This is a genomic window from Paraburkholderia sp. BR14374 (assembly GCF_040948685.1).
In the GTDB taxonomy this organism is placed as follows: domain Bacteria; phylum Pseudomonadota; class Gammaproteobacteria; order Burkholderiales; family Burkholderiaceae; genus Paraburkholderia; species Paraburkholderia youngii.
Map to the genome: position 1 here is coordinate 361057 of NZ_JBFPKF010000007.1, position 23298 is coordinate 384354.

The window sequence follows — 23298 nt, forward strand, 5'->3', positions numbered from 1 at the left end:
AGTCAGCGTGCCGCCACGCGTATCAACCTTGCCGCCGGACCCGGCTCCCGCGGCGCGTCTGCCTGGTCAACGGCGACGCGCCACTTCGGAAACGTGCCGGAGCCGTCGACTGTCCACGACTCGCCCATTTCGTCGACATACATCGCGTTCGCGCTTCGCCTGGCCGCCGACGCGCGCCGCAGCGCGCCCGGCGGAGTGCGTTCGAACGACCGGCTGCCCAGTTCGTTGAACACTGTCGCAAGCGGCCGCCGCGCTTGCCCAGACCGGCTGAGCGGTGTGGCAAGCGGTCCGGCGGGCGCGCGCAGCACCGCGTCGGCGGGCTCGCGGCCGGCGAGGATTGCGCCGAGCAGCGCGGACGGACCGCTCGAAGCCGATGTCTCGCTGAACGCATCGGCGGCGCGCTTCGCGTTCGGTGAATCGAGTGCGAGCGGTTCGCTCGCGCCATCGATCTGCACGACGAGGATCACGTGCCAGTCGTCCGGCGTGTTGTTGTAGCGCGGCGCGAGCGATACGAGACGCAGCCGCTCGATGTCGAAACCCGCGTCGCGCAGCAGCAGGTATTTGGCGACGGCGAAGTCCTTGCACACGCCGCTTTCGGCAAAGAACCGTGCCGGCGCGTAGTAGCTGCCGTCGGTTCCGTCGCGGTAGCGGACCTCGTTGACGAGCGCGTCAGCGAGCAGCACGGCTGACGCATCGCCGGCCTTCGCGCGCTCTGCCCGCACCTGCGCAACGAGGCGAGGCCAGCCGGCGGGTTCGCGCATCAGGTGGCCGTGCAGCGCCTCGCGCAGGCGCTGCACGCGGCCGATAGCATCCGACGATGGTTCGAGCTGCCTGTCGGCAAGCGGCAGCAGGAACATCAGGTCGCCGACTTGCGCGAGTTCCGGGCGGATCTTGCGGTTGGCTTCCCACCACGTCCCGGTGCGCAGGCGCTCGATGCCGGCTTTCAGCTCGCGAGGCGTCGTCGAATCGCTGGGACCCGCATCGAGCGTGCCGGACGCATAGCGTTGCGATGCGTCCGGCAGGTTCGCGGCGCCGGCGACGATGGGCAACAGCGCCGCGGCTGCGAGCGAGCACTGGAGAAAGCAGAGGAGCAGTCGAGCGAGCGGCATAGGTAGACTCCAGGAAGCCACACCGGACGCCGATGCGCGACAGTGTTTCGAAGTCCCCTCCGATGGCGTCTTACGCCATTCAGCGCAGGGCAACGCGGGCTGAACCCAACACTGCACGCGACGTGCCAATTCGTCATATTTCTCTACATCGTTGATTTACAAAGAGATTGGCTTTGTGGTTCGAGTGCCGCGAACGCCCTGTGGTGCCCATCGCCCAACAGAAACGCGATACCTGTTCGCGCTACCCGCACACTTCGAGTTGATGGAAGCCGCGGGCCGTGTCTCCGTTACCATCGCTGTTGGGGATCCTCGACGAAACAGGCGACCACGCGGAACTAGCCGAAGGCATTGGGAGGCTTGAATGGCTGCTGACCACGACACGTTGCATCCACTCCGCCCGCTCCTGAAGAACTGGATTTGGGAGCATGGACGAATCGGAACTCGCTATCTCGACTGCAGCGATGGCCAAATTAAGTTTGATGAAGGCAAGAAATCGCGCTTTGCGGCCGAAAAATACCTCTACGTGCCGCTCGATCAGGACGCTGACGGCGACACATCCGCGGATGGCCCTCCGATCCAGGAAGCGGGACTTGCCCGGTTCTTGCGGGCAGCGCAATTGGGCAAGCCAGATGAGGCCGGCTCGGTAGCGGAGATCCACCGCGCGGTTCAGGACTGCGTGGAACTCGGGGTGTTCAGCGCATATCAGTCGGACGCCCGGGAGGCATTCGCGCGCTATGCGAACGAGCCGATGTTCGAGGATGAAATCCGCGCGGCAGTCGTTGCTGATATCCGGCGCGGTTACGCGGGCCTGCGCAAGCAACTGGCGCTGTACGATTTCAGCGTGCTTTACGGCTTGGCCGCGCCGCTGCTTATCAGCGAGACGCCCTTCATCGACTGGCGCGTGCGAGGGAGTCCAGCGGTACCGTTCGTATCGCTTCCTCTTGGACCTTATTGCCTGCTGGTAGGCGCCCCGTCCGGCAGGAGCAGCCGAGTGGGCCCGGTGGTCTGGAAGGCCGCGACCTCGATGGGGCCGCTGAAGGACCACAACCGGAAGATCGAGGAGCACGCACGCTTGTGGCTGGTCGCGACCACGGACGACCAACTCGTCGCGATACAACACCGCTTCGCTGCGGTTAGAGGCCCCAAGCCAGAGACGTGAAGCGTTGACTGAACTGCGCGGTTCCTCCAGGGCAGTTGTGAATCGAGCGCTGCCGTGGCCGGAGGCTCATTGCTCCGATGAAAGGAGACGATGTCCATCATGGACTCACCAAGGTGCTGTTCAAACGTACAGTAGCGCGCACTTCACGTATCGGCCTAGACTTAACATATGGATATGGACAAGAACGCGGAGCGAGTTATGGTCACCAGGACTGTCCGACGGACACTTTCCACTCTGACTTCGGCGATTACCCATGCGCCCACTAGCAAGCGTCGGATCGAACATACCGTGAAATCGGCTCAACAAAGAGCGGACGAGGCCTGGAGGCGCACGATTCACGGACCGCAAAACTCCCTGGTACGTAAAGATCCGAAAGGGTGATTTTCGCAAGGCAGACGCAAGGCCGAGCCCGTCGGATTGGACGCATATGCTGCTTCTCCCAGAACCGGATGCGGAGGCACCACTATGTCGAGCAAAAGCGATAGGGACGTTAGATCCACCCCATTGAATCCCGGCAATCCAGCCTCCGCGAATTCTCGAGCGCGCAACTTCCGCGATGATGATGACGATGGGGAACCCGTCTCTTACGTCGATAGATATTTTTATACTCCGCCTCGCGCTACCCCGTTTCAGGTGATAGGGCAGTACGGAGTTGGAGTGGTTTCACAGGAAGGCGAAGCAAGGTTTGTCACCTTTCGTCTGGAAGCCACCGCGAGCGCGACACTTCTTTATTCCCACTCAAGCCTGCAGTCCCGCATGGAGGACTATTTCGAGCGTTTCGCGATCCATGTGCACGGGTTGTTCCACATGCACTTCAAGGCTCCGCCGGTGTTGTATGTGCAGTTTGACGGAACATCTGGCCGGCTGCCGTGGCACGTTCCGCTCAATCTGGAACGACCAGAGACAATGCGGACGTTTCTGATGTCGCACAAGCCGTTCATGAACTGCGCACCCGCGCCGGATGCAGTGATCAAACTGTTATGTGACCGCCTCAGCGAACCAGGCGAGGATTGGGGTACTTTTCAAGTGCCGCATCGAGACGCTTCGGACCTGACATTCATCTACGCGACGCGCTGCAACGCTGAGATTCAGAAATATTCGCGCCCGGGCGCGACAGCGATCGAGGCGACAAGAACGAGAACGGTTATTTGAATTGACGCGTCGATCATTGCGTTTCCTGGGAAAAGCCAAACCCGGTCAGAACCCGGACGCAAGCTGGTCCGAGTCGCGACTTTTGACCTGGCAGCCGCAGTACACTGGATTTGCGGCGTCGTTACCGCACAAGGAGATCGAGATGAAAATCGCCGAAATGTTCAGGTTCGCAAGGCGCGGCGCCAAGGCCGGTCAAGCAGCCGACGGAGAACATCAGCATGATCACGGCAAGTCGGCGCAAAAGGAAGCGAGAAAGCAGTGGGACGTAGTCGGTCGCAATCGTCATAAGCACGCGAAGTGGCAATAGGACACGACGACTGCGTCAGGGAGCCAAAGAACAAGGGGTGGTAGTCGTACCTCGGTTCGCGTCGTTTCGTCGCTTGATCTGCCCGCTGTCAAGCGCACACGGACAGCGGTTGCCCGCGCCCATGTGCGCCGGCATCAGGTTGCCGGTGCGGTCAGCGACGTGTTGTACGTGATGCCCGCGATCACCGCCTTGTTCAGCTTAATGCCGCTCACATTGCTCACGAACACCGGACCCGGCGATCAGCGGCGGGCTCCAGCGTACCGCATCGCCGGACGGGCTGTAAGCGCAGTCGAATGTGATCGATCCGCCCTGGCCGGTCGAAGGATTCGGTGCAAGGCCGGTCGTGCCCGACCCGATAATCTTGTACTGCGGTCCCTGCGAACTTAGCGAGCCGCCGCCGTACCTCCCAGCCAGATTCACGCCGTTGGCCAACGTCACGCCGTTGATCCACACGTGCCGACAGTGTCGGGACATTCGTGGACCTATGGATTCAGTACATACGTGCTGGACCCCAGCGATCCTTTCACGAATGGTTTTACTGCTGGTGATATCTGGTGATGAATCCTGTCGCAAAGCAAAAGTAGCCGAGTTCCGGCCTCGAGACGACCGTGAAGGGTTTCGGCGCGGCTGCACCCGCTCGAAGCCGGAGTTCGCACGTCCAGGAGTAAACAAATGCTCGACACCTCCAAAAAATGCTTTGCGGCTGGACTGGCTGCCGTCGCCTTATTGCTCGCAAGCAGTCAGGCGTTCGCACAGGAGGTCGTGAAGATCGGCGTATCAGCGCCGCTGACCGGCGCCGGAGCCGCCAACGGTAAGGACATCGAGAGTGGTGTTCGGCTCGCCGTCGAAGAAGCCAACGCCCAGCACACGAAGTTGGGCGGGCAGGAGGTGCGCTTCGAGCTGGACTCCGTCGATGATCAGGGCGACCCACGCATTGGCGTACAAGTCGCTCAGAAGCTCGTCGATGATGGCGTGGTCGCCGTGGTGGGCTACTACAACTCCGGAGTAGCGTTGCCGTCGTCGCCGATATTCGCCAAAGCCGGCATTCCGTTGATAGACCCCGCCGCCACGAACCCGGCCATAACCCGACAAGGGCTGAAGAACGTCTTCCGTATTATCGCCACCGACGCACAGAACTCGGGCAATGCAGGGCAGTACGCGGTAGCGGTCACCAAGGCGCAGCGCATTGCAGTGATGGACGATCGCACGGCATTTGGCCAGGGTGCCGCGGATGAATTCAAGAAGGCCGTCATCGCGGCCGGCGGCCATATCGTCGCGTCGGAATACACCAACGACAAGGCCGTCGAATTCAACGCACAGCTCACGAATATCAAGGCGGCGAACGCGGACCTGCTGTATTTTGCCGGCCTCGATAATCAGGCGGCCCTTCTTACCAGGCGGATGAAACAACTCGGTATGCGGACGCAGTTCGTAGGGAGCGGTGGCATTGCCGACAGCATCTTCATCGGCGTTGCCGGCAGTGCCGCCGAGGGCGCAATGGCCTGGGAGTACGGACGGCCAGTCGAGTCCCTTCCTCAAGGCAAAGCGTTCGCGGATAAATTCAAAAAACGATTCGGCGCGGATACGTTGACGTACGCGCCATTCGCCTACGACTGCGCGTGGGTCGCTATCACCGCCATGAAACAGGCGAATTCCTCAAAACCCGAGGTATTTATGCCTGCGTTGCGAAATATTCAGTACAACGGCATCACGGGAAAGATCGAATTCGATTCATACGGAGATCTGAAACACCCGACGTCGACGCTCTATCAGGTGAAAGGCGGAAAGTGGGTGCCCGTGACGACCATCGGCGCCAGGTGAGTTGCCGGGTGACGGTTAGCAAGCAGCGGACTCTTTCTGAAGATATCGAAGCTTCGACCGAACATCTTTCCAGTCCTCGGCGTCGGGAAGCGGCGCCTGTCGGGCGGCGATCGTCGGCCACTGTTTGGCAAGCTCGGCGTTCAGTTCAACGAACCCGAGTTGGTCCTCGGCAATGTCTTCGGACGGCACAATCGCGTGGACGGGGCACTCCGGCGCGCAAACCCCGCAGTCGATGCATTCATCCGGATCGATCGCGAGAAAGTTCGGACCTTGGCGGAAGCAGTCGGTGGGGCAGACCTCTACGCAGTCGGTATAGCGACACCGGATGCAGCTTTCGGTTACCACGTAAGTCATTTCGAATCCCTATTAATATGAGTCGATAAGACGCCGGTCCGCCGGGAGCGGACCGGTTGTTGGCGATGGATTACGCTTCGGCCGTTACCGCGGGTATCTCGACTGTCGACTCAGGAACATGCCGGCCAGCGTGCCGCGACATGATGTGTACGGTCTTATGCGGCGTGTCTTCATCGGTTTCGAAGAAGAATTTCTTTTCACCGAAAGCCGGAACGAGATCGTGGAGCCACGTCGCGGTGGGATCGAACCTGGCATAGAAGGGGCGACGCACCCAGTCCGGGTTGCGTGCCTGGAGAAACTGCAGGGCAAACACCTTTTCGCCGGCAATCGTGACGATGCCGTCGATGACCACCTTGCCGGGAAACGCGCTCATCGACGGGCCGCGAACCGTACGCGCAAGTCCCGACACCTGCTGATAAGCAGACTGGAATATCTCGTATGCTTTTGCGAGCGGCAGTTCAAAGTAATGACTGGGCCCGGTATCGCGTTCGACGAACATGTAGTACGGAATGGCGCCTAGGCGCACGCCCGTCGTCCATAGTTCCACCCACCCGTTGGGGTCCTCGTTGATGTGCCGGATCAGCGGCGCCTGCATGCGCAGGGTCGCGCCTGTCGAGACGATCCGTTTGACCGCGCGCTGTGCGATCTCGGTTCGCAGTTCGGCCGGATGATTGTAGTGGCCCATGATCGCGAGATTTTTGCCGGACGCCACGACCTTTTCGAATAGACGCAGCAAGTCGTCGGAGTCTTTGTCGCTCACATAGCGTTGTGGCCAGTAAGCGACCGACTTGGTGCCGATGCGGATATTCTGGATGTGCGAAAGCTCGGGTGCCAGCAGAGGTTCGATATACCCGGCGAGCGAACGCGTGTTCATGATGAGCGGGTCGCCACCGGTGATCAGCACGTCGGTCACCTCGGGATGGAGCTTGAGGTACGCAACGAGCTCGCTCGATTCGCGAGCGTCGAACTTGAGATCGTCCATGCCCACGAACTGCGGCCAGCGGAAACAGAATGTGCAGTACGCGTGGCATGTCTGCCCGGCGCTCGGGAAGAAAAGTACCGTCTCCTTGTACTTGTGCTGAAGTCCGCTCACGGGCTGCCCGTTCATGAACGGCACGTTGTGTGTCATCTGCCCGGCCGGGTGCGGATTCATCGCCAGCCGGATACCGCGAACTGTTTCCTCGATGGCGGCCTCGTCCTTTTTCACGAGCACCAGGTCTCGCAGCTTCGAATAGTCCGCGGGCGAGAGCATGTCCTGATGCGGGAACGTCAGGCGATAGATGGGATCGTCGGGCACCTTGCCCCAGTCGATCAGTTCGTCCATCACATACTGGTTGGTACGAAACGGCATGACACGCGATACGACCTGCACGGCCTCCCGCAGTGATTCAGGAAGGTGTTGCCACTGTGGCGCCTGGCTGATCGTCTGCCGGGTATATGGTTTGAACTTTACAGGGGGCGAGTCGAAAGTCATGGCCTGATCCTTCGTGAGGTTTGGAAAGATGCTGACGAACACCGCCACTGTTGCCGGGCGATGATGAATCGAAGCGAAAGAAATTTCTGCAACGTGAAGCCAACCGAACGGACGGGTGCGTTGTCCGTCGCTCGGCAAGTTGGAATTAATTGTGGCGTCGTCGGCCACCGGCCCGCAAACGATATAAACTCGCAACGTTGTGCGTTTGAGGAAGGAACGTGAGGCGAAGAATTCCCAGTATCGAAGCATTGATTGCGTTTGAGGCCGCAGCACGGCATCTGAGCTTTACGCGCAGCGCCGACGAACTGGCCCTGACGCAAAGCGCGGTCGGCAGGCAGGTCGGGAGTCTGGAGGAGTATCTGGGCGTACCGCTTTTCAATCGCGTCAAGAAGCGACTCAGCCTGACGGAGATCGGCCAGATCTATGCAAGGCAGGTTCGCGAGAACCTTGGAAGGCTGGAGCGTGACACGCTGGCCGCAATGGCGCATCGCGACGCGGGCGGCGTCCTCGAAATCGCTGTCATACCGACATTCGCTACGCGCTGGCTGATACCGCGTCTTCCCCGGTTCTATGCGGAACACGAGCGGGTGACGGTCAACCTGACGACACGTGCGGAACCCTTTTTATTTACCGACACGCCGTTCGATGCAGCGATCCATTTCGGCGATCCTGTCTGGCCGGGCTCTTGCGCAAAGTACCTTTTCGGCGAAGAGATGACGCCCGTTTGCAGCCCGCAGTTGCTAAAAGGGCGGACCGATCTGCAGCCGCCTGAAGTCGCGAATTACACGTTGCTGCATCAGTCCGCGCGGCCGGACGCGTGGAGGAACTGGCTCGCGCAGGCGGGCATTCACGACGCCGACTGCATGCGTGGGCAGCGCTACGAGCTGTTTTCAATGCTCGTGGAAGCCGCGCGCGCGGGCCTTGGTATCGCGCTCGTACCTCGATTCTTCGTGTCGCACGAATTGGAACTGGGAGAATTGATCGTGCCGTGCAATTTGTCCTTGCGCAGCGACAAGGGCTATTACCTCGTATATCCGGAGTGCAAACAGAATATGCCGCTGGTGCAAGCGTTCGAGCGATGGATGCTCTCAGAAGCAGGCCGATATGTCGAACTCGGCGGATGCCGCTAACCGTCGCCGAGGCGCCTTTACACCAGCAAACACCACAGCGCTTTTCCGGTGGTGGTGATCGGGTGATATCTTGGCCTGAGCGACAACCGACGATGCCCTGCGCGAGAAGTCAGCGAGGCGCCGGATCTCCCCGCAGCCATTCGATTAGCTGCGTAATGACCGGTGTGATGGTCCGACCATGCGGAACCACGACGAAATAGGCGTCGCTCGGCCGGAACGTCGCCACGTCCATCCGGACCAGTTCTCCTGAGAGCAACAGGTCATCGACCAGGCGGCTCCACCCCAACGCAATTCCCTGTCCATATCTCACGGCTTGAATCGCATCGGTGTAGAGACTGCACCGCAGCACCTTGTTGAGTCGCCCAGGCCGGTACCCGACCGCGCGAAACCATTCGTTCCAGCCCATCCAACCTTCAGTCGTAGCGTCGGACTCGACGAGCGCCAGCTTCGCCAGGTCATCGAGTGAGCGCGGCGTGCCGTATTCCCGAAGGAACTCCGGGGAACATACGGGGAAGACTTCCACGTCGAACAGCAAAGTCGAGGTTCCATCCGGCCAGTTGCCGTCCCCGTAGCGCACGGCGACATCGACTTCGACATGGCGAAGGTCCGCTTTGAACATGTCGGTCGACAGCCGCAGTTGCAATGGCGGGACGAGCTTCTTTAGCTTCGCGAGCCGCGGCAAGAGCCGGAATTGCGAAAAGGCGGCCGTCGACACCAGCACCAGTTCCCGCAATTCGGTTCCCGTCACCAGCCGATCGAACACGCCGGCGATTTTCTGCATCGACTCGGCGACGACCATGTACAACGCTTCGCCCTCACTCGTCAGCTCAATCGAACGGTGCAGCCGGTGAAACAGTTGAACGCCGAGCGTCTCTTCGAGGAATCTAACCTGTCGACTCACTGCGGACTGCGTGACGCCCAATTCACTCGCGGCATAAGTGAAACTCCCAAGCCGAGCCACGGCTTCGAATTCGACAAGGGCGGTCAGCGAGGGAACGATCCGACGATAGCCTTTGGTTGCTTTGGTGGTTTTCATCTTGCTCACGCGGAACCCTGGTTTGAGAGCAGATCCATGATGCCCGGTTCAGGAGTCCGGTCCCACGTGCATTCTCGCATGATTTAAAGGAATGTGAACCGGCTTATAAAGGACGTTGACGGTGCGTTTCGACGATCCAATACTCAACGCCATATCAGTGCCGCGAGCGCTGCGAAACGTTCTCACCACGAGGTCCACCATGTCTGAAGTTCAGCTTCAAACGCATCGCGAACTAATCGAAAGCCGCAAGAAGGGACACGGCATGCCCGGCGAGTTGTTCGGGCGTCGTGACGTCTTCGAGACGGACGTCGAGGTGTTCTTTTACAAGCTCTGGATTCTCGTTGGCGTCACAGCCGATGTACCGGAACCGGGCGATGTCCACACGGTCGACATCGGCCGGGCATCGATCGTCATCGTGCGGGACGACGACGAGAACGTGCGCGCCTATCACAACGTTTGCCGCCATCGCGGCTCGCGGATCATGAAGAAGGCCGGCAAGGCCAGCGTGGGGATGCTCGTGTGCCCATACCATCAGTGGACCTATGATCTCGACGGCAGCCTCAAGCATTCGACGCATATGGGCAAGGACTTCGACGCAAGCTGCCACAGCCTGATTCCCGTCCATGTGAAGACGGTGGGCGCGCATATCTTCGTTTGTCTCGCCGACAATCCGCCCGCTGACTTCGAGAAGCTCGAGACCGTGATGGCCCCGCGCTTCGCGCCGTACGATCTGACGCGAACGAAGATCGCCCATGAGATGGAGATCGTCGAAAACGGCAACTGGAAGCTCGTGATGGAAAACAACCGCGAGTGCTACCACTGCGCCGGCACCCATCCGGAACTGACAAACTCGTTCCTGGCGGAGGACTTCGGTTTTTGTCCGGACGGCCAGAGCGAAGAATCGCTGCGAAGCTACGAGGACTACCTGAAACGCAACGCGGCTTGCCGGGAGAACTGGGAAAAGGACGGCTATGTCTGCGCCACGTTCGAATCGCTCGACGAGAGTGTGGAGACCAACTTCCGGACCCAGCGCCTCGTCATCTCGGGGGCCAACGAATCGCAGACGCTGGACACGAAAGTCGCATGCACGAAACTGCTCGGCGGAGTCAGCCGGCGCGACCTTGGTGACGTCCACATGTGGGGCCATCATTCGTGGACTCACGTGATGAGCGACCATGCGGTGATCGCCTATCTTTTGCCGCTCGCGCCGGACAAGACGCTCGTGCGCACGGTCTGGCTCGTCCACGCAGACGCTGTTGAAGGTGTGGACTATGACCTGAAGCGGCTAACCGAGGTCTGGATCGCGACGACGAACCAGGACGCGGAACTCGTCGCGAACACGCACGCAGGCACGCAGGATCCGGCTTATATCCCGGGGCCGTTTTCGAACTATACAGAGGCAGCGCTGGATCAGTTTTCGCGGTGGTACGACGCGAAGCTGAGAGCGCACGGAGTTTGAGGTCGCCATGAACGTTGCCGTGGATTCATGTTTCATCGAGCCGGGTCGGGAAATGCCTGATCGCTTTTGCAGTGCGAGCACGTGGGAACTCGCGGACACGCAGTGGCCGAGTCACGAGCAGCGCACGCTCACGTGCACGCGGGTGTCCGCTGAAACGCACGATGTCCGGACATTCGTGTTTAGCGCCCGGGACGGCCGGCTCTTCAGCTTTGAGCCGGGGCAGTTCATTACGGTATCGGCCGAGATCGCCGGCAAGGAGGTCAGCCGTTGCTACACGATCTCTTCGCCGCCGACACGCCCCCATACGCTTTCCATTACGGTCAAACGCACGCCGGGCGGCGTCATGTCGAACTGGCTGCACGAGAACATGAGGGAGGGTGTCGAGCTGAAAGCCTTCGGGCCCTCGGGCGTATTCACACCTTCTTCGGGCCCCGCTGCAAAGCTTCTGTATCTTTCGGCGGGATCGGGCGTGACACCACTGATGTCAATGACGCGGGCGGCACTCGACCTCGGCCTGAATCGCGACATCGTGTTTATTCATAGCGCACGGACGCCGGAAGACATCATCTTTCGCAACGAGCTTGCGTGCTTGTGCGCGCTCTCGGACAAGCTCCGGGTCGTGCACGTATGCGAGGCGCCTGGGAACGAGCCGGATCGGTCGGGCCCCGTGGGGCGTCTTGATCTTGGACTGTTGAGCCAGCATGTGCCGGACTACCGCGATCGTGAAGTGTTCATCTGCGGCCCGGGCGGCTATATGGACGCTTGCAGAAAGATGCTCGAGGAAGGTGGGCACGATCCTTCCCGATATCATCAGGAAAGCTTCAACTTCGCGGAGACTATGGAGCGCGCTGAAGGGCCGGGCGCGGAGCCCAGCGCAGAAGCGAGCGGGCAGATAGGCTATACGGTGCAGCTGGCGCGCTCGGGTCGCACGTTCACGATGGACGGATCGCAGACGGTGCTCGTCGCCGCGCGCAAGGCCGGTGTGCCCTTGCCATCGTCATGCAGCCAGGGCATATGCGGGACCTGCAAGACGAAAGTGCTCGATGGCTCGGTGGACATGATGCACAACGGAGGCATCCGCCCGCGTGAAATCGACAAGGGCATGCGCTTGATGTGCTGCAGCCGACCGACTTCGGATCTGATTCTCGATCTGTAGCTTTTCCCATTCCGGAGGGACCCAGGGCGCGGATAGCGCGGCCAGCCGCCGCTGCGAACGGCGGCGCCCGCGAAGTTCGCGCGCCTTCCCGATGCCCTGGTTAGCCTGCCGAGACCAGGGCCTCTCTCCGTCGTTCTGTGTCAGTAATGAACCACGGTCCGGATCGATTTGCCCTCGTGCATCAAATCGAAAGCTTCATTGATGCCAGACAGCGGCCTTGTGTGGGTAACGAACGGCGCGAGCTGGATCTTGCCCTTCATCGCGTCTTCCACCATGCCGGGCAGTTCCGAGCGGCCCTTCACGCCGCCAAAGGCGGTGCCGAGCCAGCGGCGGCCGGTCACGAGCTGGAACGGACGGGTGGAGATTTCCTGACCCGCACCGGCCACGCCAATGACGACCGACTGGCCCCAGCCACGGTGCGCGCATTCCAGCGCCGCACGCATCACGTTGACGTTGCCGATGCATTCGAAGCTGTGGTCCACGCCCCAGCCCGTCATTTCGACGATGACTTGCTGGATCGGCTTTTCGTAATCCTTGGGGTTGATGCAGTCGGTCGCCCCGAAGGCGCGCGCCAGGTCGAACTTGCCCGGGTTGGTGTCAATGGCGATGATGCGGCCAGCCTTGGCGAGCTTGGCGCCCTGGATCACGGCGAGGCCGATGCCGCCCAGCCCGAATACGGCGACGGTATCGCCTTCCTGCACCTTCGCGGTGTTCTTCACCGCGCCCAGCCCCGTGGTCACGCCGCAGCCGAGCAGGCACACCTGTTCGCGATTGGCCTGCGGGTTGATTCTGGCGAGCGACACCTCGGCCACCACGGTGTACTCGCTGAACGTGGAGCAGCCCATGTAGTGATAGAGGGGCTGGCCGTTGTAACTGAAGCGGGTCGTGCCGTCGGGCATCACGCCCTTGCCCTGCGTGGCGCGCACGGACACGCACAGATTGGTCTTGCCGCTCTTGCAGAACAGACACTCGCCACATTCCGCGGTGTAGAGCGGGATCACGTGATCGCCGGGTTTGACGCTCGTCACGCCTTCACCCACTTCCACGACGATGCCGGCGCCCTCGTGACCGAGCACGACTGGGAAGAGGCCCTCGGGATCGTCCCCCGAGAGGGTGAATGCGTCGGTATGGCACACACCAGTATGCGTAATCTTGATCAGCACCTCGCCCTTGCGAGGCGGTTCGACGTCGATCTCGACGATCTCGAGGGGCTTACCTGGCGCAAACGCAACTGCAGCACGCGATTTCATAGTGGTCCTGTTAAGAAAGGGGCGCCAATTGCGGGGTGGGATTCCCGCATTGAACTAGCGTAGATAGGTTCGAACGAGGGTCACGACATCGTCGATCGACCCCGATGAGGCATCCGCGGATCCCGCAAGGTGCGAGAACTCCTCGCGCAGATGGCTTTCGAGCACACCGGCCATCACACCGTTGATCGCCCCGCGGATGGCCGCCAGTTGCTGGAGCACCGGAGCGCACTCGGCGCCGTCCTCCAACGCGCGCTCGAGCGCGTCCAGTTGGCCGCGAACCCTGCGCACGCGTGTCAGCACACGTTTCTTTTCTTCGGCGGAATGAGGCATGACAGCAACGATGTGTTGATACTAGGGGGCAGTATATGACAATACTTAGGGGGAGTATACGTGTCCCGGCGATTCGGCGGCCGAAACACCAGGTGAATAGCCGGACTGCTCCCATGGTGCATCCGGCGCATAATGAATTCCTATTGGTCGTGCAGGACTACGCTGTTCCATGCGGTGACGATCGCAGGCCAGCACTACTGGGATGGCGGCTATATGGGCAACCCCGCCATTTATCCGCTGATCTATCACTGCAAGACGCGCGACGTGGTGATCGTCCACATCAATCCGCTCGTACGCGCCGGCGTGCCAGTCACGGCCGCCGGAATTCTGAATCGGATCAGCGAAATCGGCTTCAATTCATCGCTGATGCGCGAGATGCGTGCAATTGCATTTGTCACCGATCTGATCCAGCAAGGTAAACTCGATCGGGACGAGATGAAGGAAATGCTGATTCATTCGATCCGCTCCGACGCCGCGATGTGCGCGCTCGGCCTGTCCAGCAAGTACAACGCGGATTGGAGCTTTCTCTGCGAACTGCGCGACAACGGCCGGAACCAGGCCGATGCGTGGCTCGCGCGGCACTACGCGGATATCGGTCGACGCTCCAGCATCGACATTCGCGCGGAGTTTCTCTGAGCAGCCTGCTGAAGAAAGCGGCGGACAGTCGTAGTGAGCCGACGTGCGCAAAGGAGCAGAGATGAGCCACTTGCAGGAACGCTTCGTCGAGTTATGGACGCGCTGCGGCGGCGCACGCGCCGAGGCTGTCTATGCCGATCTCGCGCAACGTTACAGCGAACCCATTCGTCACTATCACACGCTGCGTCACATTCGCCGCTGTCTGCGCTATTTCGATGCGGCACGCAGCGCGATCCCGCATCCTGATCTCGTGGAACTTGCGCTGTGGTGCCACGACATCATTTATGTTCCAGGCGCAAGCGACAACGAGCGGCGCAGCGCGGACTGGCTTCGACGCTCGGCCGGCGATCGCATCGCGATGTGTGAGCGAATCTGCGCGATGATCCTCGCCACCCGACATACCGGCGCGCCGGAAGAGCTCGATGAGCGCTTTACATGCGACATCGACCTCGCTGTCCTAGGCGCAGCGAGATCCCGTTTTCTCGCGGAAGGAGTGCGCGTGCGCAGAGAGCGCTCGGACCTCGACGACCTCGCATATGACTTGCAGGAGCGAAAGTTTCTGGGCAGCCTGCTTGCACGACCTCGCATCTATTTCACGGACTATTTCCACGCGAGATGCGAGATGCGTGCTCGCGGGAATCTCACGCGGCGGCTCGCGTCGGAGACGCCGGGATCGCGGTAGACCCAGGCGGTGCTCAGTCCCGGGATCAATGTTTAGAGCCGGGCGCCGCCGGTCGCGTCGATCACCTGTCCCGTAGTCCAGCGTGCGTCATTCGAGGCCAGGAAGGTGATCACGTCAGCCACGTCGTCAGGTCGACCCACTCGCGAGAATACCGACATGGCCTCCGCGCCGGCGCGCGCCTCCGGTACGCTAAGCCACTCCGCATTCATGTCGGTGTCCGTCACACCCGGCATGACCGTATTGACCGTGATGCCGCGACGCCCGAACTCGGGAGCAAGCGCCAGCGTCAGGGTCTCAACGGCACCCTTCGATGCGGCGTACGCGGGATGCGTTGGCGCGGCCACTCGCGTAAAGCCGGTCGAAACGTTGATAATTCGTCCATTGTCGCGGAGATGATCGGCAACGGCCTGGATCAGAAAGAACGGTGCCTTGAAGTTGACCGTCAGGACCTCGTCGAAGGTCGCCTCACTGGTCTCGGACAAGGGAATCCCGGGTGCAATGCCGGCGTTGTTGACTAGAATGTCAAGCCGAGGTTCGCCCGTGGCGGCAATCGCGGCTGCCTCGAACTGCTCCCAGATACTGTCCGTTGCTTCCTTCCCGCGGTTCAAATCCGCTTTGATGGCGACGGCTTTTGCTCCGAGGGCCTCGATCTCGCGAACGGTGGCGTGAGCGGCATCCGCGTTGCTGCCGTAATGCACGCCGATGAGCGCGGCTCCTTCTCGCGCGAAGGCCAGTGCCACAGCACGGCCGATACCACGCGAGCTTCCCGTTATGATGGCCGTTTTGCTTGAAAGTTTTCCAGACATCATTCACTCCTTTCCGAATTGAATAGTGATCGTTATATTAATGACGCTGGAAACACGCTGTCAATGTTTTTTATAGGAATCGCTACAAAATGAGTCACCCCGCCCGAAAACGTGGCAGACCGAGGTTGCTGGAGCGCGACGTGGGGCTCGATGTCGCCGCGCGGCTGTTCTGGGAGCACGGATACGAGGGCACCTCGATAGCCGATCTGACCGAGGCCATGGGAATTCCGCCGCCGTCCCTCTACGCTACGTTCGGCTCTAAGGAGGAGCTTTTTAGACAGGCGGTCGACCATATCAGCAAGCGTGAGAACGGGCAGTGGCTGGAAGCGCTGCAAGGAGACATGCCGGCCTATGATGCGATAGCGTTCTACTTGCACGATGCCGCGGCACGCTTTACCGACCCCGGAAGGCCGCGCGGCTGCATGATTTCGACGGCTGTTCTTCAATATGCCGAAAAGAGCGAGTCCGTCGCACGGACGGTCGCCGAGCGGCGGGAGTCCTGGTTCCAGGCCGTCAAGGCACGCTTCGACCGTGCCGTCGCCGAGGGTGAGCTTGCCGCTGAAACCGACACCGAAGCTCTCGCCCGCTTTTACGAGGCGGTTGTGCAAGGCATGTCGGCGCAAGCCTGTGACGGGGCATGCAGGGCAATATTGAAGCGGCTGGCTGATATTGCGCTGTCGGCATGGCCTCGGCCTCAACCTCGTCGCAAGAAACCGGTTGCGTGAATGTATTGGTCTGGAGTTGTGTAAAAGATAAGGAGGATCGGCCAAATCTCGGGGCCGCGGATTCGTGCCACGAAGGGAATGAGAATCGCGGCAATCACGGCAAATCGCAGCCCAGCGAAGAATAGCGGTGGCAGCACCGTGAGCCCCGCTTTTACGACGACAAACTGAAATCCCCACAGCAAAGGAACAAGCAGGGCCGCTGCTATATGAATAGCTTCCATTGATAACTAAACCAATCAGCCCACAAATAGACGCGTGAAATGCGTCGCACCCCATAGTCAGCAGTTAAGCAGCCCGGCTGCTGATCAGTGTCTGCACGGCGTCACGGCACACCTGCTTGCGCGGCGCGAATCATTGCCCGAAGGCTCGTCTGCACATCCGTCTCAGTGGTGGCCCAACTGGAGACGCTGATTCGCATGGCGACGCGGCCCTGCCATACTGTGCCGCCACACCAGCAAATCCCCTCCGCCTGAAGACGGTTAATTACGGCGCGCGTCATCTCCGGGGTACCAAATGAGACGAGCACCTGATTGAGTACGACAGGATTCAGGATTTCAAAGCCACTGGCCTGGAGACCTTGGGCAAACATCCGGGCATAGCGGCAGGTACGTTCGACTAGCCCCGCAACGCCATCTCTGCCCAGGTTAAGAAGCGCGGCGAACGACTCTGTCGCGGCCGCGTATGGTGCGTACGATCTTTCCTTCGGGCCGCAGTATCTGATTCCAAAGCCGTTCGATTCCCGGCTTATCGTGCGCATCTTGCTGCTCGACAAGCGCACGCTGGCACTCGTCGACACACACGTCAACGACAACCCCACGGCTGAACAGATTGTGGAGTTCACGATTGCGGCCGCAGCGCAAATAGCATGGTTGAATCTGTCGCCCAAAGTTGCGTTGTTATCGCGTTCGAATTTTGGCTCGGGTAGTTCTGCATCGGGCGAGAAGATGCGGAAAGTACTGGCACTCGTCAGCGAACAGGCACCCGACATCGAGATCGACGGCGAAATGCACGGAGATTGCGCGCTGGATGAAGCGCTGCGTCAGCGTGTTTTACCCACGTCGCGACTGAAGGGCGCCGCCAACCTGCTGGTCTGTCCAAACGTCGATTCGGCAAATATTGCGTATAACCTGCTGAAGACGGAGGGAGGAAGTAATGTTGCTGTGGGGCGTTCCTGCTCGGCGTCAATGCACCCGTCAACATACTGACGTCCAGTTCGACGGTTCGTCGGATCATCAATATGGCCGCGCTCACGGTGTTGCAGGCAAATCGCGATTAAGTACAAAGCAAGGTTCCTTTGGACCAATGCCAGTGGCCGTTGCGCGCTCGACAACGTGAGCGCGATGCCAGCGCGGTTCAGATGATGGCGGGGCCGTTTTGCCAGTTGCTGCGGTATGAAGGAACGACCTGGCGACGAGGCGCCAGTCGCGACGACGTACTATCATGCAATGAAGGGAAGTCCACGTACTATGACCAAGTCGCTTCATTCAGGATTGACGCTTCCTGCCGCGGTACTTTTGCTCGCTGGCTGTGTCGTCGGCGGCATGCCATATACCGGGCGGCATCTCAGCCCGGCGGAGTGCCGCGACCTGGCGGCGCTCAAAACCAATGCGCCTCCGACCTTGGCACAGCACCAGAACGAACTCGCGGCCTTGAGGAAAGCAGGTTACGACCCGTCGCCGTGGAATGACGACCCGTACTACCCGGATGATCTGCAAGCGGCCCAGCGCCTGGTCGACTATTGGTTCCAAACTGAGTGCCTGCCGCATTGATTGCAGTTGGCCGGGCGTCTTCGGCTATCAACCGCTTACTGCGGCTTTGTCAAATCCTGCCCAATTGCTGCAACGACCGCCTGTTCGCAATCCTTGAGGCCTGTCACCGACTGATCGAACTGGTCGGTCAGCGTGCCGAAGCTGCCATAACGATATTTGGCGTCTGCTTCGATATGAATCGAATTGGCCTTGATGTCCCAGCCGCAAGCGAATGTCTTAAAGTACATGTCCTGCCTGGACTTGGAATCGAGCAGGCGCGCACGGATAACGACCCACGGAATGAAGTCGCTCGTGTCCGGTGGGGATGCATAGCCAAAGGAAGTAATCCACACGTTCAGGATGGCATCCGCGTCGGTCTTGATATCTGAGAAGTCGTCCGACTTGCCATCGCTTGCGAGCTTGACGCTCTGGCCGTGCAACGCAACGAGCTGATAGCCGGCATTGGAAAGTCGCGCTGTAAGGCCATCGTCAACAACGGGAGCGAAAACGATTTTTTCGCTTGCCACACGCTGCGTGTACGTACTCGTATGATTGGCGTTGACCCCTGCTTGCACCAATCCGCCAATCAATCCAAATGCTCCAGCAGCGCCACCGAAGTTGACCACGCTCTCTCCGCGCGGTTCCTTGACGTCCAACATGGCGATCGTATGGAGCTTTTGTCGATTGCTGGCGGCAAGCTCGGTTTTCGGAAGCGAAGTGCAACCGGTGAGCAGTGTTGAGACGACAAAACCCGCGGCAAGCACGAACTTGGAAATTGCTTTGGTCTTCATGATTGTCTATCTGTGGATTGAGAGCGTCGACGCCCAGCGCCTTTTGAATAATGGCCATCCCTGGAAATCAGGGACCGGCAAGCCATTTATCGGCATCACTGGTATGAACTTTAGAATTGCGACGAAGCAAGACCCGCTTTCTGATCCATGAAGACATCGAACACTATTGCGCGTGTCCGCAGTCGACAAACAAAGTTTTACACCGCGCGACGGGCTGTTTCCGGACCGAAGCCAGCCATCTATTCGCAGCCTCTCGATTGCTCGTCGGTTTGCGACCGACCTCGTCGTCGTCGGGGATTGCTTTGGGAGCGACGCGGCCTGGCCTCAAGCTGCTACGTCACCGCCCAGCAGTTCGGCAACTTCATGTCCTCGGCCCTGCTGGTTCCGATGCCCATCGGCAGCACCCTATGCATGGCTCATGGCATGGCCGCATCGCAGCCTTTTGGCCTGGTGATGTTCTGCGTCTCAAGGCGCCATGGCGAGTCTCGCCCAGCAAGTCGGCGCGTTCGCGCTGCTCCCGTATTTGACGTTAGAGGCGTTTTCTGATGTTTCGCACCGACATAACGGCGCCCGCGTTTGCAATGTCTCGTGTCACCGTCGCATGAGGCCCATCACGAGCGTGACGAGGAAAATCACAATGAATATGACGAAAAGTATTTTTGCGATGCTGGCTGCACCTGCAGCGATGCCGCCAAAGCCGAACGCTGCGGCAATGATCGCAATGATGAAAAATACAAGGGCGTAATACAACATGATGTGTCCTCCTCCCATCGCGGGCAGCTCGCGTTATATGCCCGCTTGACGTTTTAGTCACAGCAACTCCCGTTCCTCACCGGATGGAGCAGGCATATGAATGCGACGGGAACGGAATCAGCCAGCTATCGCAGTACTCCATGGATGGTCCGACGAATGACCACCCGGCTCATTCATCGCGGCCGGCGGCTTTGAAGTCTCGCCAGAAGCGGGCCGTTGCTATCTCGCCGAGGCGACCGCGGTGCTCGACCGCCTTGCCGTCGCGTCGATGCATCTCGTGGACCAGGTCGATTGGCCGGCGCTAGCGCGTGTTACTTCAAATCATTCGGCGGCGCAGATAGCGCCCCATGCGGTCAACGTTTCCATATCGTCGTCAATTTCGCGGCAAGGACGCCATGCTGGCTCATGATGCGTGTCTGGCATATTCGTTGCGCTTCGGGAAATGCCGGCTTGCGAAATCTGGCACCCCACCGGGTATAGCGCAGATTCGCCCAACGGCGTTGCCGCGAGTTTGCGGTCATTCAAGGGAGGCAATCATGAAAGCAACGAAGACAGTAGTCGTCTGTCTTGCATTGGCGCTAGCGTCGGTCGGCGCGGCGTATGGGCAGGGCGGTGGAGGCGGTGGAGGCGGTGGAGGCGGTGGGACGAGCGCTGGTGCTGGGGTGGCGGGAGGAGCCAACGGAGCGGGCCAGGGTGGTGCCGGAACCAGTGCGCCGAACACAGGCGCGACCAGTGGTTCGACATCCATGTCGAAAGGTTCGACGGCGGGGTCGCCGACCCGACTCCCACAGAAAGGCCCACACGCTAAAGGCGCGTCGGACACGGCTGCATCAGGTGCGCAGTAAACAGGCACAGCGAGGCGATGTCCGATGAGCAGATTCCTCGGGCACTCGTTTTGTCAGTCGCATGTTTGCATCCCGACGGGGACGTATGAGGTTTCAGGAATGACCACTGATGCAACGAAAACAGGCTGAAGCCGAACGCGCGTCAACGGAGGACCAATGACTCAGTCATGCATTGCCATAACCGTCCGGCGCGAGGACCCTGCCTCGCTTGATGGACAAATCCTGCTTGATGAACTCAGCGCCACGCTGGCGATACTTTCAGGCGATGGCGGGCAGTCGAGGTTTTGTCTCGCCGACTTTCACTCGTCGAATGGAAGGTTTTACGTTGCCCGCACCCTGGTCGGGGAACCGGTTGGATGCGGCGCATTCTGGCATTTCGACTCGCGCACGGCGGAACTCAAGAGAATCTACAGCAGGCCGCATTATTCAGGCGTCGGCAAAGTGATTCTGCAGCAGCTTGAAGTCAACGCGGCAGCCGCCGGTTATCAAAGGCTGGTCCTCGAGACTCGCGCGGTAAACAGGCGCGCGATCCGATTTTATGAGCGCAACGGCTTCAGGGCGGTTCAACGGTACGGGTCCTATGTAGAACAGTCCGACGCGTGCTGCTTCGAAAAGTTGCTCCTTACCGCAGCAGGTGAAGAGGCTGGTTGGACGACCGGCAGGCAAGGCGGCCCAGATCGTTCAATGCGCGAACGCGGTCGTGGCGATGCCGATCGAATTGACCGTCGCCAATGAAGCCGAATAGGCTCATCACATGAGCAGCCGGTGGAACTCCTCGCGGACCCGTCGCGCCCGTACTCCTGTGGGTGAGCCCGGAACGTTCCCCGTTCTGATCGAGCCACAGCTCGCTACGCTGGTCGATCGCGCACCGGCAGGCGGCGACTGGTCGTACGAAATCAAGTTCGACGGTTATCGGATGATGGTCCGCATCGAGCGTGGCACCGTCCAGATCTTTACCCGCAACGGACATGATTGGACTTCACGTATGCCCAGTGTGACCGACGCACTCACGGCTTTGCCAGTCGAGGAGGTGTGGCTCGACGGCGAGGTAGTCGTGTTGGACGCGGAGGGTCGCCCCGACTTCAATGCGCTTCAGAATGCCTTTGACCGGCGCAGCACCGCGGACATCGTCCTGTTCGTCTTCGATATCCTCTGGCTGAACGGCACCGATCTGCGTGAACACCCGTTGCGTGAGCGTCGCAAGCTTCTTCGCGCATTGATGCATGAAACGGACGCCGATGTGTTGCGATTGTCGGAAGACTTCGCGAAAGACCCGGTGTCGCTGGTCGCTTCCGCTTGCCGCATGAAGCTCGAAGGGATCATCGGCAAGCGCGGCGACGCGCCGTACCGCTCCGGACGATCTACCGAGTGGATCAAGCTCAAATGCAATTTGCGCCAGGAGTTCGTGGTAGGCGGCTTCACCCGCACCAAAGGTGCGCGCTCAGGTGTTCATTCCCTGCTGCTCGGCGTGTACGAACAGGATGGGTCGCTGCGCTACGCGGGCAACGTCAAGCCATACTTGTCCCCTCGCGCCGCGCACGCCTTCCTGCGGCGCGCCAGCACAGTCACCGCTAGCAAAACAGCGTTCTACAACCCTCCCAAACCGGAAAAAAACCGCGACTATCTTTGGTTGGAGCCGATGCTCGTCGTCGAGTGTTCGTTCCTCGAATGGACGCCCGCTGGCGAAGTCCGACATCCGGTTTTTCACGCGGTCCGGGAAGACAAGGCCGCGGGCTCGATCACCGAAGAGCCGATGATCGCCGTCGAGTCGGATGAACCGGTCGAGGCCGATACGGGTTCGACTCGCCAGCGTCCAGGGCCGAAAGGAGCCGTGACGATCGGCGGCATCCGGATATCCAATCCCGAGCGGGTCATGGATGAGGTGACCGGGCACACCAAGCGCGACATGGTCGAGTACTACGCTGCGATATCCGAATGGGCGTTGCCGCATCTGCATAACCGGCCGTTGGCGTTGGTTCGCGCGCCAAACGGTATTAAAGGCGAGTTGTTCTTCCAGAAACACAGCGAAAAATTCCAGATTCCCGGCGTCGACGAACTGCCGCCCGAATTGCATCCGAGGCATCCGCCGCTGCTAGTTGCAAACAAACCGGAGGCGCTGATCGGTCTCGCCCAGATGGGCGTTGTCGAACTGCACTGCTGGAACGCCGCAGCACCCGACCTGGAGCATCCCGACCGGATCATCTTCGACCTCGATCCCGACCCGAACCTGCCATGGAGCGCAATGCTGGAAGCGGCCGAGCTGCTGAAGGTCGTGCTCGATGAGATAGGTTTGCGGTCATTCCCGAAAACCAGCGGAGGCAAAGGATTCCATGTCGTCGTGCCATTGACGCGACGACAGGCCTGGAGTGAAGCGAAGGGGTTCGCGCAGGCGGTCGCCCGTCACATGTCGCGGGTGGTGCCAGACCGCTTTTCGGCGGTCCTTGGTCCTAGAGCGTGTTAGGAACTTTGAAGTACTGGCACGGCGTGGACAAGCATGAGCATTGCGAAGACGACAAAATGAAGCCCGGCGAGAGTTTCGGGGAGCCGTTCATAGTCACGTGCGAGACGCCGGAAA

At 60.2% G+C, this 23298-nt stretch carries 25 protein-coding genes and 3 pseudogenes; 16 read left to right on the forward strand and 12 right to left on the reverse strand.

Features of this window, described 5'->3' with window-relative positions; translation table 11 throughout:
• Positions 1-2: 2 nt before the first annotated feature.
• On the reverse strand, positions 3-1109 hold the full coding sequence (locus AB3X86_RS19530) for a transglutaminase domain-containing protein (RefSeq protein WP_368597266.1): 1107 nt from the start codon (positions 1107-1109) through the stop codon (positions 3-5).
• Between the two features lie 361 nt (positions 1110-1470).
• Between AB3X86_RS19530 and AB3X86_RS19535 the strand changes: the two genes are divergently transcribed.
• The 5 genes from AB3X86_RS19535 to AB3X86_RS19555 all read left to right on the forward strand — a co-directional run bounded on the left by AB3X86_RS19535 (position 1471) and on the right by AB3X86_RS19555 (position 5548).
• A complete protein-coding gene (locus AB3X86_RS19535; RefSeq protein ID WP_368597267.1) occupies positions 1471-2268 on the forward strand; it encodes a hypothetical protein in 798 nt (265 codons plus the stop codon).
• Positions 2269-2925: 657 nt separating this feature from the next.
• Positions 2926-3420 (forward strand): hypothetical protein, encoded by a 495-nt coding sequence (locus tag AB3X86_RS19540; RefSeq protein WP_368597268.1) that lies wholly within the window; start codon positions 2926-2928, stop codon positions 3418-3420.
• 142 nt (positions 3421-3562) lie between these two features.
• A complete protein-coding gene (locus tag AB3X86_RS19545; RefSeq protein ID WP_368597269.1) occupies positions 3563-3727 on the forward strand; it encodes a hypothetical protein in 165 nt (54 codons plus the stop codon).
• Between the two features lie 414 nt (positions 3728-4141).
• Positions 4142-4285: a proline racemase family protein gene (locus AB3X86_RS19550; RefSeq protein ID WP_368597301.1), complete on the forward strand. Its 144-nt coding sequence runs from the start codon at positions 4142-4144 to the stop codon at positions 4283-4285.
• A gap of 114 nt (positions 4286-4399) precedes the next feature.
• The gene (locus tag AB3X86_RS19555; protein ID WP_368597270.1) at positions 4400-5548 is read left to right on the forward strand and encodes a branched-chain amino acid ABC transporter substrate-binding protein; all 1149 of its coding nucleotides are present in this window, start codon (positions 4400-4402) and stop codon (positions 5546-5548) included.
• 15 nt (positions 5549-5563) lie between these two features.
• Here the strand turns inward: AB3X86_RS19555 and fdxA are convergent, their stop codons facing one another.
• Together fdxA and AB3X86_RS19565 are read right to left on the reverse strand one after the other, a co-directional pair.
• On the reverse strand, positions 5564-5902 hold the full coding sequence (gene fdxA / locus AB3X86_RS19560) for a ferredoxin FdxA (RefSeq protein ID WP_368597271.1): 339 nt from the start codon (positions 5900-5902) through the stop codon (positions 5564-5566).
• Positions 5903-5972: 70 nt separating this feature from the next.
• A complete protein-coding gene (locus tag AB3X86_RS19565) occupies positions 5973-7376 on the reverse strand; it encodes a KamA family radical SAM protein (RefSeq protein WP_368597302.1) in 1404 nt (467 codons plus the stop codon).
• A 218-nt stretch (positions 7377-7594) separates the two neighbouring features.
• Between AB3X86_RS19565 and gcvA the strand changes: the two genes are divergently transcribed.
• The gene (gene gcvA, locus AB3X86_RS19570) at positions 7595-8506 is read left to right on the forward strand and encodes a transcriptional regulator GcvA (RefSeq protein WP_176366512.1); all 912 of its coding nucleotides are present in this window, start codon (positions 7595-7597) and stop codon (positions 8504-8506) included.
• A gap of 109 nt (positions 8507-8615) precedes the next feature.
• On the opposite strand, the gene AB3X86_RS19575 is transcribed toward gcvA, so the two are convergent.
• A complete protein-coding gene (locus AB3X86_RS19575; RefSeq protein ID WP_368597303.1) occupies positions 8616-9542 on the reverse strand; it encodes a LysR substrate-binding domain-containing protein in 927 nt (308 codons plus the stop codon).
• A 199-nt stretch (positions 9543-9741) separates the two neighbouring features.
• Between AB3X86_RS19575 and AB3X86_RS19580 the strand changes: the two genes are divergently transcribed.
• Together AB3X86_RS19580 and AB3X86_RS19585 are read left to right on the forward strand one after the other, a co-directional pair.
• Positions 9742-11001 carry an SRPBCC family protein gene (locus AB3X86_RS19580; RefSeq protein ID WP_368597272.1) on the forward strand — a complete coding sequence of 420 codons (1260 nt, stop codon included), beginning with the start codon at positions 9742-9744 and terminating at the stop codon, positions 10999-11001.
• A gap of 7 nt (positions 11002-11008) precedes the next feature.
• Positions 11009-12157 (forward strand): 2Fe-2S iron-sulfur cluster-binding protein, encoded by a 1149-nt coding sequence (locus tag AB3X86_RS19585; protein ID WP_368597273.1) that lies wholly within the window; start codon positions 11009-11011, stop codon positions 12155-12157.
• A gap of 140 nt (positions 12158-12297) precedes the next feature.
• Here AB3X86_RS19585 and AB3X86_RS19590 read toward each other — a convergent pair whose 3' ends face one another.
• Complete coding sequence (locus AB3X86_RS19590; RefSeq protein WP_368597274.1) at positions 12298-13407, reverse strand: S-(hydroxymethyl)glutathione dehydrogenase/class III alcohol dehydrogenase; 1110 nt, start codon at positions 13405-13407, stop codon at positions 12298-12300.
• Between the two features lie 54 nt (positions 13408-13461).
• Positions 13462-13737: a formaldehyde-responsive transcriptional repressor FrmR gene (gene frmR / locus AB3X86_RS19595; RefSeq protein WP_368597275.1), complete on the reverse strand. Its 276-nt coding sequence runs from the start codon at positions 13735-13737 to the stop codon at positions 13462-13464.
• A 129-nt stretch (positions 13738-13866) separates the two neighbouring features.
• Between frmR and AB3X86_RS19600 the strand changes: the two are divergent.
• Both AB3X86_RS19600 and AB3X86_RS19605 read left to right on the forward strand, forming a co-directional pair.
• A pseudogene (locus tag AB3X86_RS19600) lies at positions 13867-14373 on the forward strand (patatin-like phospholipase family protein); the annotation flags it as partial.
• 61 nt (positions 14374-14434) lie between these two features.
• A complete protein-coding gene (locus tag AB3X86_RS19605) occupies positions 14435-15055 on the forward strand; it encodes a hypothetical protein (protein ID WP_368597276.1) in 621 nt (206 codons plus the stop codon).
• A 32-nt stretch (positions 15056-15087) separates the two neighbouring features.
• Here the strand turns inward: AB3X86_RS19605 and AB3X86_RS19610 are convergent, their stop codons facing one another.
• On the reverse strand, positions 15088-15864 hold the full coding sequence (locus tag AB3X86_RS19610; RefSeq protein WP_368597277.1) for an SDR family oxidoreductase: 777 nt from the start codon (positions 15862-15864) through the stop codon (positions 15088-15090).
• A gap of 86 nt (positions 15865-15950) precedes the next feature.
• Here AB3X86_RS19610 and AB3X86_RS19615 point away from each other — a divergent pair, with 86 nt between their 5' ends.
• The gene (locus AB3X86_RS19615) at positions 15951-16586 is read left to right on the forward strand and encodes a TetR/AcrR family transcriptional regulator (protein ID WP_176122074.1); all 636 of its coding nucleotides are present in this window, start codon (positions 15951-15953) and stop codon (positions 16584-16586) included.
• On the opposite strand, the gene AB3X86_RS19620 is transcribed toward AB3X86_RS19615, so the two are convergent.
• Entirely contained in the window at positions 16556-16807 is a 252-nt protein-coding gene (locus AB3X86_RS19620; protein WP_368597278.1) for an EamA family transporter, read from the reverse strand. The genes AB3X86_RS19615 and AB3X86_RS19620 overlap by 31 nt on opposite strands.
• A gap of 101 nt (positions 16808-16908) precedes the next feature.
• A complete protein-coding gene (locus tag AB3X86_RS19625) occupies positions 16909-17343 on the reverse strand; it encodes a hypothetical protein (RefSeq protein WP_368597279.1) in 435 nt (144 codons plus the stop codon).
• Here AB3X86_RS19625 and AB3X86_RS19630 point away from each other — a divergent pair.
• Together AB3X86_RS19630 and AB3X86_RS19635 are read left to right on the forward strand one after the other, a co-directional pair.
• Positions 17342-17862, forward strand: a pseudogene (locus AB3X86_RS19630) (phosphate acyltransferase); the annotation flags it as partial. The gene AB3X86_RS19625 and the pseudogene AB3X86_RS19630 sit on opposite strands and share 2 nt — an antisense overlap.
• A 190-nt stretch (positions 17863-18052) precedes the next feature.
• On the forward strand, positions 18053-18355 hold the full coding sequence (locus AB3X86_RS19635) for a DUF4148 domain-containing protein (RefSeq protein ID WP_176378150.1): 303 nt from the start codon (positions 18053-18055) through the stop codon (positions 18353-18355).
• A 35-nt stretch (positions 18356-18390) separates the two neighbouring features.
• Here the strand turns inward: AB3X86_RS19635 and AB3X86_RS19640 are convergent, their stop codons facing one another.
• Positions 18391-19125, reverse strand: coding sequence for a hypothetical protein (locus AB3X86_RS19640; protein ID WP_368597280.1), 735 nt, complete (start codon positions 19123-19125; stop codon positions 18391-18393).
• Between AB3X86_RS19640 and AB3X86_RS19645 the strand changes: the two genes are divergently transcribed.
• Positions 19124-19276, forward strand: coding sequence for a hypothetical protein (locus tag AB3X86_RS19645; RefSeq protein ID WP_368597281.1), 153 nt, complete (start codon positions 19124-19126; stop codon positions 19274-19276). The genes AB3X86_RS19640 and AB3X86_RS19645 overlap by 2 nt on opposite strands.
• A gap of 440 nt (positions 19277-19716) precedes the next feature.
• On the opposite strand, the gene AB3X86_RS19650 is transcribed toward AB3X86_RS19645, so the two are convergent.
• A complete protein-coding gene (locus AB3X86_RS19650; RefSeq protein ID WP_368597282.1) occupies positions 19717-19878 on the reverse strand; it encodes a DUF1328 family protein in 162 nt (53 codons plus the stop codon).
• A gap of 1001 nt (positions 19879-20879) precedes the next feature.
• On the opposite strand from AB3X86_RS19650, the gene AB3X86_RS19655 reads away from it, so the two are divergent.
• Both AB3X86_RS19655 and ligD read left to right on the forward strand, forming a co-directional pair.
• Entirely contained in the window at positions 20880-21458 is a 579-nt protein-coding gene (locus AB3X86_RS19655) for a GNAT family N-acetyltransferase (RefSeq protein WP_368597283.1), read from the forward strand.
• A gap of 19 nt (positions 21459-21477) precedes the next feature.
• On the forward strand, positions 21478-23184 hold the full coding sequence (gene ligD, locus AB3X86_RS19660; protein ID WP_368597284.1) for a DNA ligase D: 1707 nt from the start codon (positions 21478-21480) through the stop codon (positions 23182-23184).
• On the opposite strand, the pseudogene AB3X86_RS19665 reads toward ligD, so the two are convergent.
• A pseudogene (locus tag AB3X86_RS19665) lies at positions 23181-23298 on the reverse strand (IS5/IS1182 family transposase); the annotation flags it as partial. The gene ligD and the pseudogene AB3X86_RS19665 sit on opposite strands and share 4 nt — an antisense overlap.

What these genes read in the sequence shown, in the direction of transcription:
- AB3X86_RS19530 (WP_368597266.1), bottom strand. Translation starts at nt 1,109, where the DNA reads ATGCCGCTCGCTCGACTGCTCCTCTGCTTTCTCCAGTGCTCGCTCGCA.
- AB3X86_RS19535 (WP_368597267.1), top strand. Translation starts at nt 1,471, where the DNA reads ATGGCTGCTGACCACGACACGTTGCATCCACTCCGCCCGCTCCTGAAG.
- AB3X86_RS19545 (WP_368597269.1), top strand. Translation starts at nt 3,563, where the DNA reads ATGAAAATCGCCGAAATGTTCAGGTTCGCAAGGCGCGGCGCCAAGGCC.
- AB3X86_RS19555 (WP_368597270.1), top strand. Translation starts at nt 4,400, where the DNA reads ATGCTCGACACCTCCAAAAAATGCTTTGCGGCTGGACTGGCTGCCGTC.
- fdxA (WP_368597271.1), bottom strand. Translation starts at nt 5,902, where the DNA reads ATGACTTACGTGGTAACCGAAAGCTGCATCCGGTGTCGCTATACCGAC.
- AB3X86_RS19565 (WP_368597302.1), bottom strand. Translation starts at nt 7,376, where the DNA reads ATGACTTTCGACTCGCCCCCTGTAAAGTTCAAACCATATACCCGGCAG.
- AB3X86_RS19575 (WP_368597303.1), bottom strand. Translation starts at nt 9,542, where the DNA reads ATGAAAACCACCAAAGCAACCAAAGGCTATCGTCGGATCGTTCCCTCG.
- AB3X86_RS19580 (WP_368597272.1), top strand. Translation starts at nt 9,742, where the DNA reads ATGTCTGAAGTTCAGCTTCAAACGCATCGCGAACTAATCGAAAGCCGC.
- AB3X86_RS19585 (WP_368597273.1), top strand. Translation starts at nt 11,009, where the DNA reads ATGAACGTTGCCGTGGATTCATGTTTCATCGAGCCGGGTCGGGAAATG.
- AB3X86_RS19590 (WP_368597274.1), bottom strand. Translation starts at nt 13,407, where the DNA reads ATGAAATCGCGTGCTGCAGTTGCGTTTGCGCCAGGTAAGCCCCTCGAG.
- frmR (WP_368597275.1), bottom strand. Translation starts at nt 13,737, where the DNA reads ATGCCTCATTCCGCCGAAGAAAAGAAACGTGTGCTGACACGCGTGCGC.
- AB3X86_RS19605 (WP_368597276.1), top strand. Translation starts at nt 14,435, where the DNA reads ATGAGCCACTTGCAGGAACGCTTCGTCGAGTTATGGACGCGCTGCGGC.
- AB3X86_RS19610 (WP_368597277.1), bottom strand. Translation starts at nt 15,864, where the DNA reads ATGATGTCTGGAAAACTTTCAAGCAAAACGGCCATCATAACGGGAAGC.
- AB3X86_RS19615 (WP_176122074.1), top strand. Translation starts at nt 15,951, where the DNA reads ATGAGTCACCCCGCCCGAAAACGTGGCAGACCGAGGTTGCTGGAGCGC.
- AB3X86_RS19620 (WP_368597278.1), bottom strand. Translation starts at nt 16,807, where the DNA reads ATGGAAGCTATTCATATAGCAGCGGCCCTGCTTGTTCCTTTGCTGTGG.
- AB3X86_RS19625 (WP_368597279.1), bottom strand. Translation starts at nt 17,343, where the DNA reads ATGCGCACGATAAGCCGGGAATCGAACGGCTTTGGAATCAGATACTGC.
- AB3X86_RS19635 (WP_176378150.1), top strand. Translation starts at nt 18,053, where the DNA reads ATGACCAAGTCGCTTCATTCAGGATTGACGCTTCCTGCCGCGGTACTT.
- AB3X86_RS19645 (WP_368597281.1), top strand. Translation starts at nt 19,124, where the DNA reads ATGATTGTCTATCTGTGGATTGAGAGCGTCGACGCCCAGCGCCTTTTG.
- AB3X86_RS19640 (WP_368597280.1), bottom strand. Translation starts at nt 19,125, where the DNA reads ATGAAGACCAAAGCAATTTCCAAGTTCGTGCTTGCCGCGGGTTTTGTC.
- AB3X86_RS19650 (WP_368597282.1), bottom strand. Translation starts at nt 19,878, where the DNA reads ATGTTGTATTACGCCCTTGTATTTTTCATCATTGCGATCATTGCCGCA.
- AB3X86_RS19655 (WP_368597283.1), top strand. Translation starts at nt 20,880, where the DNA reads ATGACTCAGTCATGCATTGCCATAACCGTCCGGCGCGAGGACCCTGCC.
- ligD (WP_368597284.1), top strand. Translation starts at nt 21,478, where the DNA reads ATGAGCAGCCGGTGGAACTCCTCGCGGACCCGTCGCGCCCGTACTCCT.